This window comes from Rhodothermales bacterium, from assembly GCA_034439735.1.
Taxonomy (GTDB): Bacteria; Bacteroidota; Rhodothermia; order Rhodothermales; family JAHQVL01; genus JAWKNW01.
The window spans coordinates 1-15,150 of sequence record JAWXAX010000045.1; the positions used below are offsets into that span (position 1 = coordinate 1).

General features: G+C 62.8%; 10 protein-coding genes. 8 read left to right on the forward strand and 2 right to left on the reverse strand.

Annotation, left to right across the window (positions count from 1 at the left end; genetic code table 11):
* Positions 1-218: 218 nt before the first annotated feature.
* Complete coding sequence (locus SH809_03130; protein ID MDZ4698677.1) at positions 219-3,497, reverse strand: peptidase S9; 3,279 nt, start codon at positions 3,495-3,497, stop codon at positions 219-221.
* 350 nt (positions 3,498-3,847) lie between these two features.
* On the opposite strand from SH809_03130, the gene mrdA reads away from it, so the two are divergent.
* From mrdA to SH809_03170, 8 genes are all read left to right on the forward strand, one after another.
* Complete coding sequence (gene mrdA / locus SH809_03135; protein MDZ4698678.1) at positions 3,848-5,665, forward strand: penicillin-binding protein 2; 1,818 nt, start codon at positions 3,848-3,850, stop codon at positions 5,663-5,665.
* Between the two features lie 5 nt (positions 5,666-5,670).
* Entirely contained in the window at positions 5,671-6,930 is a 1,260-nt protein-coding gene (gene rodA, locus SH809_03140) for a rod shape-determining protein RodA (protein MDZ4698679.1), read from the forward strand.
* Position 6,931: 1 nt separating this feature from the next.
* On the forward strand, positions 6,932-8,374 hold the full coding sequence (locus SH809_03145; protein ID MDZ4698680.1) for a TldD/PmbA family protein: 1,443 nt from the start codon (positions 6,932-6,934) through the stop codon (positions 8,372-8,374).
* A gap of 169 nt (positions 8,375-8,543) precedes the next feature.
* A complete protein-coding gene (locus tag SH809_03150; GenBank protein MDZ4698681.1) occupies positions 8,544-10,064 on the forward strand; it encodes a hypothetical protein in 1,521 nt (506 codons plus the stop codon).
* A 10-nt stretch (positions 10,065-10,074) separates the two neighbouring features.
* Positions 10,075-11,628 carry an acyl-CoA carboxylase subunit beta gene (locus SH809_03155; GenBank protein ID MDZ4698682.1) on the forward strand — a complete coding sequence of 518 codons (1,554 nt, stop codon included), beginning with the start codon at positions 10,075-10,077 and terminating at the stop codon, positions 11,626-11,628.
* Positions 11,629-11,822: 194 nt separating this feature from the next.
* Positions 11,823-13,772 carry a LysM peptidoglycan-binding domain-containing protein gene (locus SH809_03160; GenBank protein ID MDZ4698683.1) on the forward strand — a complete coding sequence of 650 codons (1,950 nt, stop codon included), beginning with the start codon at positions 11,823-11,825 and terminating at the stop codon, positions 13,770-13,772.
* 101 nt (positions 13,773-13,873) lie between these two features.
* Positions 13,874-14,107: a hypothetical protein gene (locus SH809_03165; GenBank protein MDZ4698684.1), complete on the forward strand. Its 234-nt coding sequence runs from the start codon at positions 13,874-13,876 to the stop codon at positions 14,105-14,107.
* Positions 14,108-14,532: 425 nt separating this feature from the next.
* Positions 14,533-14,781: a hypothetical protein gene (locus SH809_03170; protein ID MDZ4698685.1), complete on the forward strand. Its 249-nt coding sequence runs from the start codon at positions 14,533-14,535 to the stop codon at positions 14,779-14,781.
* Positions 14,782-14,828: 47 nt separating this feature from the next.
* Here the strand turns inward: SH809_03170 and SH809_03175 are convergent.
* Positions 14,829-15,150, reverse strand: a 322-nt coding sequence (locus SH809_03175) for a hypothetical protein (protein ID MDZ4698686.1), incomplete at its 5' end; no start/stop codon positions are given.

Sequence of the window (15,150 nt, forward strand, 5' to 3'; positions counted from 1 at the left end):
AAGTCACTTCAAGCGTCAAGTCACTTCAAGCGTCAAGTCACTTCAAGCGTCAAGTCACTTCAAGCGTCAAGTCACTTCAAGCGTCAAGTCACTTCAAGCATCAAGTCATCCTGCATTCAGCCACGCGATAACCACTTGATAAGTCTATACGAAAAAACCCCCGTGCGAAAGGTGCACGAGGGTTTTTCTTTGAAAACTGACGCCGGCTTGTTTCGGCGTCACCAGCCCGGGATCAGTTGGAAGCCGAAGTGCGCCCCCTTCTCGGGTCGCTGGAACGGATACGCGTAGAAGATTTCAAGGACGATGTAGCCAAACAAGTTGAATCGGCTTGACACGCCGGCGCTGAACACGGGCACCCGGCGGGAGACCTCGGCCTCCAGCAACTGCTCGTTGCCCTGTTCATCGATGATGGAGAACACTTCCGTCGATCGTCCCTCGGAGAATTCGAGCAGGTCGAAGAAGTTGTCGCTGCTGTTCCACGCGAGGCCGGCGTCGGCGAAGAGCGTGATCTCGGTGGGGAGATACGGGAAGTTGATCAGGCCGAAGTCGCCCGAGCCCAGCACCGGCGTACGTAGTTCGGCGCTCGCCAGGGCGATGCGCGTGCCGAACAGCCGGCTCGTCTCACCGCAATCGCCCGAGATGGTTGTGTTGCCGTTTGTATCCGTCCCCAGCCCGGGCGTGCACTCGCCGGGTTCGAAGTTGTTGAAGTTGTACCCGCGCACGAAGCCGATGTAGTTCGGATAGCCCAGGTACTGGCGGGTGAAGATGCTCGAATTGAGCGTGCCGGTGCCCGTCTGCTGATTTTCGCTGGCGCCGTAATTGCCGATGTGAAGACCGCGCATCGCAAACGTGAACGGCTTCATGTGGAAGTAGCGCCGTACGTCCCCCATCACCCGGAGGTAGTTGTCGCTGCCGATGTTTGGCGACAGCTGGAGGCGGAAACGGCCGCCGCGCACGGGTGACGTGAAGCCGAAGGAAGAGTTGTCGCCGACGAAGGCGGCGCCGCTCTGAAAGAAGTAGACGGGGTCGCCCTCCTGGTCGTTCAGCTGGATCCGCTCGCCCTGCACGAGCCCGCCGATGGTCGAGACATACCGGCGGATCTCGATGTCTTCGGCGTAGCGCGTAAAGCCAGCCGTAAGCTCGAACCGACGCGTGGTCGAGAGCGGGTAGTTGCCGAGCAGGTCCACCTGGTCGATGAAGATGCGCTGCAGCACCTGGTCGTACGTGGGCGAGCCGCCGATCAGGTTGCCGGCGTCGTCGTAGATCGGCTCGAAGCCCTGCTGGATGTAGCCGAACAGGAGCGGGATGTGGCCGGCCGCCGCGCCGTAGTTGAACCGGTTTTTCTGATTGAGATACGACACCTGGCCGCCGATGTCCTTGAACGAGCCATTGGCCTGGGCGACCACCGTCAGGTTGTGGTTGCCCAGCATGTCGCTGAAGAAGAAGCCGACGCCGCCGGCGACGCCGCCGCCAAACGGCCCACCTACCGACACGCCCACCGAAGGCGGCGCCACGAAGTCGAGCCGGAGCCGCGCGCCGTAGTCCTTTACGTCATAATCCGGGTTCAAAGGCAGTCCGGTCGTGGGGTCGCTGAGGTAGCTGCCCACCAGGCCTTCGTCCACGCCGCGCTGCGGAGGAAGGATGCCGGCGATGGGGTAGGTCGTCTCGCCGTCGAGGCTCGCAATCACCTGGTCGGAATACTCGGGGTTTTCGCTGATCGCCAGCAAGGGCACGACGGGTTGACCCGCGGTTTCTTCCGCCTCGAGGGACACGATCGGATACTCGCCCTCGGTGAAGATGCTGAACATCATCCGGCCGCTCTGTGCCGCGACCGACATGGCCGGCGAAAGCGAGGTGATGCCGCTTACACCCGTCTGCAGATGGGTGATGCGGAACGTGTCGCTCGTGCGCAGCTGATGGCGGTAGATATCCTTGAATCCGTCCTGATCCGAGATGAAAAACAGACTCTGGCCATCCGGCGAAAACTGCGGATTGTGGTGCAAGGCGCCCGGGAAGGGCACGATGGCCCGGGCCTCGCCGGAGGCGACATCGATCAGGCCTATGCGCATCTTGCCGTAGGAGAGCGTCTCGAAGTCCGTGCCGCCCTCCCCGCGGTCGGTGACAAACGCGAGTTGGGCGCCATCGGGCGACCAGGTGGGCTGGAGATCCGCATAGCGGTCGTCGGTGAGCTGGCGGACTTCCGTCGTTTCGAGGTCGAGCAGGTATAGGTCGCTCACGCCGCCGTCGATGCCGGTGAACGCAATCGTCGCGCCGTCGGGCGACCACGCCGTATTTTGCATGGCGCCCACGCCGGCCACGGTGATGCGGCGCTCGACCTTGCCGGAGTCGATGTCCAGGATCTGGATCTCGTTATCTCCATCGGAGAACACGATGAAGGCGAACTTCTTGCCGTCGGGGCTCCACGAGCCGGCGGAACTGATGAAGCGGATGTTGTCGAAATGGGAATCGTACGGCCCGTTTTTCAGCCGCTGGATGACCTCTCCGGTCTCGGCGTTGGCGATGAACAGGTTGATGTTGAACAGGTCGCGCTCGGAGATGAAGGCGACATACCGTCCGTCCGGGCTGGCCGTGGGCGCCAGGTTGATCCGGCCGCCGTCGCCGTCCTTGTCGAGCACCCGCCGGCCGATCGAGTCCGCCGGCGTCCGGTCCTCCACGAGGGGCAGATAGGCGTCCTTGACCGCCTGGATCCACTCGTTCGAGAGGCTGTCCGCCGTGATGCCCAGGGCATAGACAAACGCCGAGTCCAGGCCGGCGCGGCCGCCGAGCTTAAAGAGGCTGGTCACGGCCGTGTCGCCGTATTTGCCGCCGATATAGGCCATATAGGCCTGGCCGTAGCGGTACGGGAAGTACTTGTGGGGCTCACGGGTGAGTTGCTCGGCCGTCGGCAGGTCGTCGTTCATCGCCGCGTCGCGCAGCCACATAGCCGTGTGCGAATCCTCCCGGCCGACGGACAGGTATTCCGCCGTCCCCTCGATGATCCACAGGGGGAAGGCGCCGAGCGCGAACCGCGTGCTGTCCGTGGTGGCCAGGCCGATGTCGTACTGGAAGGAGTGCACCAGCTCGTGCCCGAGCACGTGGTCGGTCTCCGCATAAATACCCGTCAGTGGCATCACGACCCGCTCCTTGAGGGATTCGGTGACGCCGCCTGTCCCTTCGCCGAGTTGTCCGTTGATCGCGTTGGTCTGGTGGAAGTCCGCGTCGTTCGCGTAGAAGATGAGGGGTTTTTTCTCGTGGAACTCGCGCAGGAAGGTGCGCGAATGCCGCTGATACCAACGCTCCGCCATCATCGCCACGTCTCGTATGGCCTCTTCGGTCTCGTCGTAGAAGTAGATCTCGAAATGCTCGGTCTCGAAGACTTTGAACTTGAATTTGTCGTACTGGACTTTGTTTTTGCCAAAGTATTGCCCGTTCGCCGGCGCGACGAAGAGGCCCAGGAGCAGGAGGGCTACAACGGACAAACGACGAGTGGTGCGCATGATATCCGGCATCATATCCGAGAGAATGGTCTGCGAGGGCGTCTATCGTACAGAGCGTACAGGGAGTATACCGTCCAGCCGTGGGAAATACCTAACCGGAATCGTAGTACACCACCGTTTCGATCAGGTTGCACGATGGGCGCAGGCGTTTTTTTGGCAACAAGCGTGCCGCGCGAAACATCATCCGTGATGCACCCCGCGCACTGGGTGTGACTAACGGAGCGTCCTGTACCGTTTAATGTTCAACGTTCCTACGGTAAACGTCCAACGTTCTTACGTTCAACGGCACTTTTTTCGGTTCGAACGGTATCCGACCCATTCCCCTCCGCCCGTCCGCTACCCCGCCGATCATGGAAGAACAGCGTTTCCGCGTAAAGATGATTGTAGGCAGCATGCTCTTTATGCTGCTGGTGCTGGGCGTTCGCCTGGTGCAGCTACAATTGGTGGACGCCAACGCGTATTCCGGGGAGACGCAGAGCATCGCCGTTCGAGAAAAACGGCTGATCCCCGCCCGGGGCGCGATCATCGACCGCAACGGCCGGCTGATGGTAGATAACGAGTTTACCTACACCATCACCATCACCCCGCGGTTCTTCGACGAGTCACAGATCGGTTTGCTGGCCAACATCCTGGGCGTGGCGGACTCCACCGTCCAGAATCGCCTCGCCGAGGCCCGCGCCTGGAGCTCCTTCCGCCCGAGCCCCTCCTTCCGCGAGGTGCCCTTCGAGGTCTTCAGCCGGCTTCAGGAAAACGCCCACCGCCTCCCCGGCGTCTGGTATGACGAAACACAGAAACGCCGCTACATCACCTCGGCCCACGCGACGCACGTGCTGGGCTATACCCGTGAAATCACGCGCACCGAACTGGAACGCCGGCTCAATACGGACTACCGACAGGGCGACCTCATCGGTAAGTCGGGCCTGGAAAAAAGTTATGAAGAGATCCTCCGCGGCGATCTCGGCAGTGAGCTGCGCCTGGTAAACGTGCACGGCCTGGAAGTCGGCGGCTTCCGCGACGGCAGCGCGGACCTCCACCCCACCAGCGGGTACGACCTGCACCTGGCGCTCGACAGCCGGCTCCAGGCTTTCGCCGAGTCGCTCTTCGTCAACAAACGCGGCGCCGTCGTCGCCCTCGACCCGAACAATGGCGAGGTGCTGGCCATGGTCAGCATGCCGGATCTCGACCCGGACCTTTTTGCCCGCTCGATGTCGGCCGCGGATTGGCAGGGGCTCACCGCCAGTTCTTCAACGCCCCTCTTCAACCGGGCCACGATGAGCATGATGCCGCCGGGCTCCACCTGGAAGCCGTTTATGGCGCTCATGGCGCTCCAGGAAGGCCTCATCACGCCCGACCAGAAAGTCTACTGCGCCGGCGGCCACCCCATCGGCCGCGGCATCCGGTTTAAATGCCTCGGCGTGCACGGGTATGTCGATGTGCGCACGGCCATCCTCAAATCCTGCAACACGTTCTTTTTCGAGATGATGCGGCGGGCGGATGTGAATACCTTCCAGCGCTACGCGAACATGTTCGGTTTTGGCCTCCTGGCCTCGTCGGACATCGGGGAGCAGACGGTCGGCCTCATCCCGGACTCGGCCTATTACAACCGGGTCTATCCCCGGGGATGGACCGTCGGATACTCGATGAACCTGGGCATCGGGCAGGGCGATATGGGGGTCACGGCGATGCAGCTGGCCCGCTACGCCGGCGCGCTCGCCACGGGGGGCGTCGTGCAAGTACCCCACCTCGTTCGCCACCTCCACCACCCGGAAACGGACAGCCTGATCGTCCCCGACCTGCCGCCCCCGCAACAGGTGGCGGTGGATAGCGTGTATTTCGATATCGTGCGCAGTAGCATGCATCAGTTGATGGAGATCGGCTCTGGGCTCTACTTCCGGATTCCGGGAATATCCAGCGCCGGCAAGACCGGCACCGCCCAGGCGCCGGGTGAGCAAAAGTCCCACTCGCTCTTCATCATGTTCGCCCCCTACGAAGATCCGAAGGTGGCCATCGCAGTAATCGTGGAAAACGCCGGCGCGGGCGCCACGCAGGCCGGCCCGATCGCCAGCCTCATGGCCGAACTTTATCTGAAAGGCCGCGTGCCGGACGCCCCCGGCCGGCTCTGGCAAATGAATCGCCTCGTCAACGAACTCTCCAGCGACGATCTGTAGAGCGCATGCGCACCTGGCACCGCAACTTCGATATCGGACTGCTCCTCACCTGGGCAGGCCTCATTTGCGTGGGGCTGGTGGCCATCTACAGCTCTACCCGCGGTGGCGCGCAGGAATACCTGCTCGATAGCGTCCGTCTCAACTTCAACCGGCAACTGATCTGGAGCGTCATCTGCGCCATCGGCATCGGCGTCGCTCTGCTGCTGCCCGTTCGGTTTTATCTGACGATCGCCTACCCGTTTTACGGGCTCACGCTCCTTCTCCTGGTGGTTGCACTTTTCGCCGGCTACGAGGTCAACGGGGCCCGCTCGTGGCTTCGCATCGGCCCCGTGCAGTTCCAGGTGTCGGAGTTCGCCAAGATCGGCACCCTGCTCGCCGTTGCGCAACTGGCGGCGACCCGGCGGGTGGGCATTAGCCCCCTGCGGACAAGCATGTACATGATCCTCCTCGTCCTCGTCCCGGTGGTGCTGATCGTCCTGCAGAACGACACCGGCACGGCGCTCGTCTACCTGGCCATCATTCCGATGCTCCTGTATTGGAGTGGTCTCTCCCTCGCCCATGTCCTCCTGTTGATTGCCCCGGCGGTGTCCGGCTATCTCATCATCGTCTACCCGTCGGCCGCGTACGTCTTTCTCGCGATATTTGTGGTGGCGCTCCTCGCACGCCGGCGCGGCGCGGTGTCGGTCGGGATCGCTCTGCTAACGAACGGCGGGGTGATCGCGCTGATGACGTATGCGCTGGAGAGCGTCCTCAAACCACACCATGTCGCCCGCCTGTTGTCCTTCACCAATCCGGAGGCCATCGAGTACCGATATACGGTCGGCTTCCACCTCGTCCAGTCCAAGGCCGCTATCGGCTCCGGTGGGCTCTGGGGTAAAGGGTTCATGGAAGGGACCCAGACGCAGGGCGCCTATGTGCCCGAGCAGACGACTGACTTTGTTTTTAGTGTGATCGGGGAAGAATTCGGGTTCCTTGGCTCGCTTGTGGTGCTCCTGCTTTTTGGTTTTTTGTTGATGCGTCTCGTGATGATTGCCGGCCAGATCAAACATCCATTCGGGAATACGTTCGTCGTGGGAGTCGCCGCGTTTTATCTGGTGCATATTTTTTTGAATATCGGGATGACCACCGGCATGTTGCCGGTCATCGGCATTCCGTTGCCCTTCATCTCGTACGGAGGATCGGCGCTGATCACGGAGTCCATGATGCTTGCGATTGTACTGAACCTGTATATGCGGAGGGACGACTTCTCCATTTACGGCTACTGACATGGGCGGGCTCCCCCGGCACGATGGCGCAGAGGCGTTCCTGGCCTCTGCGGAGCGTCTCGGCGAGGCGGGTCCGGCCCTGCTCGGCCGCCTATTGCGAGCCGGCGACTATGCGGATCTCTTCCTCGAAGCATCGACCTATGCCGGTGCGACGCTCGTTGCTGGCAGGGTGCCCACCTGGCGAGAATCCTCGAACCGGGTGGAGGGCCTCGGGCTGAGAATCCTCCAGGGCCACCGACAGGCCTTCGCCTGCACGGCGGATCCCGATCCCGCCGGCTGGCAGGAAGCGGCTATCCGCGCCACCGAGTCCCTCCCCCAGATCTCCGTCGCCGCTCCCCGGCCCGCGCTTCAGGCACTCGTCACTACCCCGCTGACGCTGCCCGCCGATGCGCCGGAATTTCTCGCGCCGCTCGAAATCCGCGCCTTGCTCGAAGCCTACGCGGAGGCCGCCTTTTCCGCCGATGCCGGGGTGACACGCGTCGAGGCCGACTTCCGGAGCGTTACCCGCCGGACCGCGCTGGCCTCCAGCGAGGGGGCGTTTTATGCCCAGGCGGCGACACGGATCGAGATGCGCGTGAGCATCACCCTGGCGCCCGCCGGCCCTGCTCCGGGGTTTAGCCTGCGTGGTTCCTGCACCGGCTTTGGCCCGATCTTTCTCGAACGGCCGGAAGTCCTGGCCCGCGAAGCAGTCGACCATGCCCGTGCCCAGCGCGACGCCCGCTCCGCGACCGCCGGCCCTTGCCCGATCGTGCTTGCGGGAGGCTGGGGGGGCGTCGTCCTGCACGAGGCCATCGGTCACGCCCTCGAAGCCGACATCGCCGGCGATGGCGTCCTCGCCGGGCCTCGCCCGGTCGGCGTACGCCTCGCGCCTCCCGCCGTCACGCTGGTGGACGATCCGACAGCCAGCGGACGCCGGGGCTCCGCCCGCTTCGATGATGAAGGCGTCCCGACCACCCGCACCCTCCTCATCGACGCCGGCGTGCGTGTGGCCGTGCTGGCAGATCGCCTGTCCGCCGCACGCTGGGGGGTGCCCGTCACGGCCAGTGGGCGCCGCCAGGACTACCGCTGCTCGCCACAAACACGCATGAGCAACTTGTGCCTGTTACCGGGCGATACCCCCCCGGAAGATCTCTTTCACGGCATCGCACACGGCCTCTTCGTCCGCCGTCCCGGCGGCGGGCAGTACGATCCCCGGTCCGGCGCCTTCAGCGTGGACCTCGTCGAGGCCTACGCGATCGAAGACGGGCGCGTGACGGGCCCCGTGCGCGGCGGACGGCTGGCCGGCACCGGCCCGGCGATGCTCCAGGGCATCCGCGGCGTCGGCGATGCCATGGAGTGGGATGCCGGTCATGGGTATTGTGAGAAGAATGGGCAAATCGTGCCAGTCGGCACCGCCATGCCACCGATCCGCATCGATAACCTCGTGGTGGAGCCGGGGGGATGACGCCATTTCACAGCGTGGAGAACAACCACGGCGGATGGTCGATTAAACGGAGGTTGCCGGCGCGGATACGGACCTCCAGCGGCTTCGTGGGGCCGTCCTTGGGCCCTGCCCTCTCCGCCGCCGCTCCGGGTTCTCTCCGGCTTAATCCTATCTCTCTGCCCTTATCGTTATGCTGCGAGCCATTTCTGATTCCTTGTTCGATTTCCTCATCGACGCTTTCCCCGCCACCCGGCCCTTTTCGCGCGAGGATTTTGAACAGGATCCAATGCCCCCGCTCCTCGCGCACTTCCTGACGCAAACCCTGCATCATCGCCTCGATACCGAGGTTGAGCAGCTGCGCTCCGTCCGCTCGAACTGGTTCGACTATGAAAGCGAGGAAGTACAGCACGCCTACAAACAGCTGGTCGCCTCGCTCGCCAATGCCGCGATCATACCGGAAGAAGAATGGCGGGGCACACTGAAGCGTGCATCCAAGATGGTCCTGGCGCATCTGATCTTGCCGGCGCATACCCTGGTTGAGTTTGTATTTCGCGACGACGAGCGGCCGCTCATGGCGCCCGTCATCTACAAACAAATCGGCTATTTTGCGGCGTACCCGTATCTGCGCGAGGCGGTCGAAACGTTCATGGCGCGCAGAAATATGGACCAGATCGACCGAAACCGGTTTGCATCGCTGCTCGCCCAGATCGATCGACACATGACGGCCGAGTTCACGGCTGACGAGTGGCTCCGGCTGCTCCGCCCGTTGTTCGACCTCATGAATCGGATCCCTGAAACCCGCGGTCAGGGCGTGCCGATCGATCTACTCAGCATGTATTTCGGAGATAAGGACGCCTACGAGATTCAGGGGCGGCTCCAGGTGGAGAAAGAAGTGCGCCGCGTCACCAATCTGAATGAGGAAGCCCTACGGAAGGTGCTCGAAGGATCGGTAGAACCGTTCGAACAGCCGGCCTCTGCCACGCTATTTGCCGAGCCGGAGCGCACCGATGCCCCCGTCAGGGTGCCTCCACCGCCGGCGAAGCGGGAAGAACCCGGGTCACCGCCGCCGAGACGGGAAGAGCCCGTTCACCGCGCTCCCGTTGTCGAGAAGGCGCCCCAGGGCCCGACGCCCCTCTGGCAGCAGTTCCAGACGGCCCCGGCACGCCCCGCACCCGCGGCGTCACCTGCAGCGCCACCCGCTAGGCCGCCCGCTCCAGTAGAGCCGCCGAAGGCGGCCCCGCAGGATGCGGACCACGCCGTGCCCCTTTGGCGCAGGTTTCAGAAGCCGGCCGGGGCGCCCCAGCAGGTGTCCATGTCCGCGCCGCCGCCTCCCTTTTTGGGCCAACCCTCGCCGCCGTTTGTGCGTGAGAATGGGGCTCCTCCGGCTCCGCCCGAGCCCCGGCTTTCCGCGCCGCCCAGGTCGGCCCCGCCCGCCTATACGCCTACATTGCAGGATCTCGCCCAACTCGAACGCCACGTGATGGGCCAGCAGGGCATGGCGAACCGGAGCCTGTTCATCGAACACCTGTTCATGGGGTCGAGCGCGGATTATGCCCAGACACTCAACGAACTGCGCCATGTGCCGGACTGGGCGCAGGCCTCTCAGCTCATCGCCGATCGAGTATTCAAACGCCACCAGGTGAACATCTATAGTCCCGCAGCGCTCATGTTTACCGAGAGCGTCGAGGCCCAGTACCGTAAATCGCGCTAACGGAGCGATCATGCACGACAATACGTCTCGGTTGAAGGAGCTGGAGCGGCGTCGCGAGGATGCGCTCCTGGGCGGCGGAGCGGACCGCATTGCCCAGCAAAAAGCCAAAGGCAAACTCACGGCCCGCGAGCGGATCGATATCCTGCTGGATGAGGGGTCGTTTGAAGAACTGGGCGCCTTCGTCCTTCACGACGCCACGGACTTCGGGCTCGCCGGCAATCGGCCGGCCGGCGATGGCGTCGTCACCGGCTACGGACGAATCGACGGGCGGCTCGTGTATGTGTTCAGCCAGGACTTCACGGTGTTTGGCGGATCGCTCGGGCTCGCGCACGCCCGCAAGATCGTCAACATCCTGGACCTGGCGCTGGCCAACGGCGCGCCCGTCATCGGGATCAACGACTCCGGCGGCGCCCGCATCCAGGAGGGCGTCGTGTCACTCGGCGGGTATGCGGACATCTTCCTGCGGAATACGCTGGCCAGTGGGGTCGTCCCTCAGATCTCGGCCATCATGGGACCCTGCGCCGGCGGCGCCGTCTACAGCCCGGCCCTGACGGACTTCGTATTCATGGTCAAAAAGACGAGCTACATGTTCGTCACCGGCCCAAACGTCGTCAAAACGGTCACGCACGAAGAGGTGTCGAGCGAGGAACTCGGCGGGGCGGATACCCACGCCTCCCGAAGCGGCGTGGCCCACTTTGCCTGCGCAAACGATGTCGAATGCCTCCTGCATATCCGCACACTGATGGGGTACCTGCCCCAGAACTGCGACGAACAGGCGCCCGCCGTCGCCTCGAACGATCCCTCGGATCGGGCGCCGGCAGAGCTCGATACGATCATCCCGGACAGCCCCAATAAGCCGTACGACATCAAGGATGTGATCCGCGCCGTAGTGGACGCGGGCTCGTTTTACGAAGTTCACGAGGCCTTTGCGCAGAATATCGTGGTAGGCCTCGCGCGGCTGGGTGGGCGCTCCGTCGGCATCGTGGCCAACCAGCCTGCCGTGCTCGCCGGCGTGCTGGACATCGACTCGTCCCGCAAAGGCGCCCGCTTCGTGCGTTTCTGCGACGCGTTTAATATCCCGCTCGTCGTGTTCGAAGATGTGCCTGGCTTCCTGCCCGGCACCGATCAGGAGTGGCGCGGGATCATCCGCGACGGCGCCAAGCTGCTGTATGCGTTCTGCGAGGCGACAGTCCCTAAGATCACCGTCATCACCCGCAAAGCCTATGGCGGCGCCTACGACGTGATGAACTCGAAACACATCCGAGGCGATCTCAATTTTGCCTGGCCGAGCGCCGAAATCGCCGTCATGGGCCCCAAAGGAGCCGTAGAGATCATCTACCGGAAACAGATCCTCGCAGCGCCGGACCCCGCCAGGGCCGAGGAGACCTTTATCGCCGAATACCGGGACACCTTCGCCAATCCCTATGTCGCCGCCGGCAAGGGGTATGTGGATGATGTCATCAAGCCCAGTGAAACGCGATTCCGGCTCATCCGTGGGTTGGATATGCTGAAAAATAAAGCGGTCGCCAACCCCCGGCGTAAACACGGAAACATCCCGCTCTGATCGTAACCCTACGGGCCTCATGCGCCAGAGCGCGCTCGCGGCTTGAGCCGGCCGGGCTTGCAAAAGTAGGCGTTGTGGTTTATTCTTTGGCCACAGTTCCAAGTACCTGCCTTTTTTAAGGACACACCGTATTGGCGGGCGTAAAAAACGCATTCGTTCCTGGACGCACCACGTCCTCCAGACCTCCTGTACCCATGCAGCGTTTCGTCCAGCGAACCCTGGCCATCGCCCTGATGGTCATCCCCTCCGGCAGCATGCTGGCGCAGGATACCGATACCGGGTTTCTTCCCGAAATTGCCGCGTTGACCCGGCCCGCGATGGCCGGCGTGGAGCCGGTGCCGGCCGAGTCGGTTCCGTTTTATCAGGCGTCGCGGTATTTCCTGGATGAACCCGTCGCCGCACCGCTCGATAGCCTCGATGAAAAAAGCCGGCTGCGGCGGATGGCCGAACTCTACCGCTACCAGGGCGAACTACTCGCCGCTCAGGCCAGCGAGGACCACGAGGTCGTCGAAGCGCTCTTCGATCGCCTCCTGGGTGAAATCGCTGTGATCGCTCGCGCCCCCGACGCACTGGACAACCCGCGCTTCAAGGAACTCTACCGCAGCGTGATCACCGAATACGAAAGCTATTACGGCTTTCCGGACACGCTCTACATCCAGCAAGGGGACATTTTCACCTGGCGGGACCAGGCGTTTGAAACGCTGAGCGACGACGACCTTCCCCCCCTCGCGCGCATCGAACTACCCGAACTGGATGTCGCCGAAACCGAAATCAGCATGCAGGTCAACGAACACGTGCGCAAAAGCATGGTGTTCTTGCTGACGGAGCCCGAGCGGCACATCTACCACTGGCTCTCCCGCGCCGAAACGTATTTCCCGATGATCGAGAAAATCCTCGAGGAAGAAGGCGTTCCGGATGAGCTCAAGTATCTGGCGATGATCGAAAGCGGGCTCAACCCGCGCGCCAAAAGCTGGGCCCGCGCCGTGGGGATGTGGCAGTTCGTGAAAGCTACAGGGTATGCCTACGACCTTACCGCCAACGGATGGGTGGACGAACGGATGGACCCCGAAAAGGCCACTCGCGCCGCCGCCCGGCACCTGAAGGATCTGCATAAGATGTTTGGGGGCGACTGGCAACTCGCCCTCGCCGGCTACAATTACAGCCCCGGCAAACTCCGTCGCCATTTGCGTCAGGCGGAAGCGACGCTCGGGCGGCCGGCGACCTTTTGGGATGTCATCACCAAGATCCCGCGCGAGACCCGTAACTACGTCCCCATGTTCATCGCTACCGCGCTTCTAGCCTCGAACCCGGACGCGTACGGACTGGAACAGGGGGTCGAGCCGGGGCAGAGCTACCAGTATGATCTGGTGCCCGTCCAGGGCTCCCTGGCGCTGGATCTGGTCGCGGAACTCGCCCAGACCGAGGTCCAAGCGATCAAGGCGCTGAACCCGGAACTGCTTGGCAACACCCTGCCACCTTCGCAGAGCCCCTATTTCTTGCGCCTACCGCTGCATAGCTACGATCGGTTTGCAGAAGGCTACCGGCAACTTCCCACGGCCACGAGGCGGACGGCGAGCCAGCACGTCGTCCGACAGGGCGAAACCATCGGTCAGATTGCCCGCCGCTACGGGGTGAATGTCTCGGCGCTGATGCGAAATAACGGGCTACACAGCACCACGATTCGGCTCGGGCAGACCCTCCTCGTGCCGGCGACCGATTACTCTGGCGGCCTCCAACTGGGCGAAGCCCGCCCGATGCGCGTGCAGTACGGCATGCGCTCCGTCCGCGTTATCACGCCGCGTATTTCTGAACCGCTCGATGCGAGCCGCATGATCGCAGAGGCCACGGCCGATGCCCGCACCGCGCGGATGGCGCTCCTCGGCCAGGTTGAGGCTGAAGCCCTCGCCCGCGAGCAGGCCGCCGCAGGAGCCTCCGCCACGCCCGCCGCCGAGAATCAAACCGATAAAAAACCGGCCGAACCCCCCAGCAGGGTCGTATACCGTGTACGCCGGGGTGATACCCTGATCGGGATTGCAAAGCAATACAGCGTCACGGTTACCCAATTACGAAGCTGGAACAGCATCCGAAGCAACCTGCTTCAGATCGGCCAGCGCCTCACCATTTACCCTCCGACCGCTCCTTGATAATTTTCCTTACGTAATCGCGCAGATTGGTAGGGTCTTTGTGTTGATTTTTGGGGCGATCATTTATCGCAACGGACCATGTCAACACAATGAGGCAGAGTATGACGACGCAGACGAACAACGTGATGGGACAGCTGAAAGATAAACTCCTTTCCGCCTCCCAGGATGATATCAAGCGCCTCGTGAACGAGGCCCAGACCGAAGCCCTCGAAGAGGCGAAGTCGCTCCTCAAAGAGCGCATGCTGGAAGCAATCCTCAAAGACGCCATCTCCAAGGTAAACCGGCTGAACCCGGAACCCTCCGTACTCATCGTCGACGAGCACAGCGAGAATTAAGGGCCGGCTCACCTCCATCCGAACAGGGTGCAGCCGTCGCTTTCAAACTTGGAGCGCCTGGTTCAGGACGGTACCGCATTTGCAGAGTCGTTCTCGCAGGCCGCCGGCGCGATTCTGCGCCTGATTGGCGGCCTGTGACCTGGTCGCCCGGGAAGGAATCACCACGCCGTCGGCATTTCCTTCCCCGATCAGACCCTCGCCACGCGGGCACGTGTAAAGAAAAATAGAGACTAATCACGCTGTGCCGGCCAAGCGTAACGAGGTACTGGAACACGGCCCGGATGGCGTACTGCTATCGTTGATTTGCTATTGGAAGCCGTCCCCCCTCTTTCAGGTGGACACTGAGAGGCGATGGGTCCATGAAGCACATAGTACCCGTAGGTGACTTACCACGTTTTAGCGATCAACCACAAGGGTATACTCCCATGAACAATCAGACCACGCAGCTCATCGAGCAACTGAAGGATAAACTCGTTAAAGCATCCGATGAGTTGATCATCCGCATGATTCAGGAGGCCCGAGACGAGGCGCTCGTCGAAGCCAAGGCCATGTTAAAGGAGCGCATGCTCCAGGCAATCCTTGAAAGTGCGGCCGAAGACCAGGCCCCGCTGTCCAAGAGTCAGAAGCCGCAGCCCTCGGGTGGCACCTGGTTCCAGCCCCAACCTTCGATGTAATAGCCGCGGGTCAAAGGCTCACTTTCTGTGGTTGGAATATGGCAAAGCTAGACACGCTCGAGATCGCCCATCGCTTCCAGCATCGATTCGTCTCGACGTATGCGGAGGAGATCCGGCGCGTCGTCGAGGCGGCACGCGACGAGGCGGTTGGCGATGCCCGGGCTATCATCCGACACCACACTCTGGAGCAACTGCTCGCGGAAATCGCAGACGAGTCGGCGGGCGCCGACCAGGCCACCCCCCCGCAACCGGTCCAGGTCCGCCGACCCGATGACGAACTCGGTCGCCGGGTCGTCGTCGAGCTCCACGGGATGCGCGGCCAGATCGCGCGCAACGAGGAGGCCCTTCTCCGTATCAAACCAGCGAACG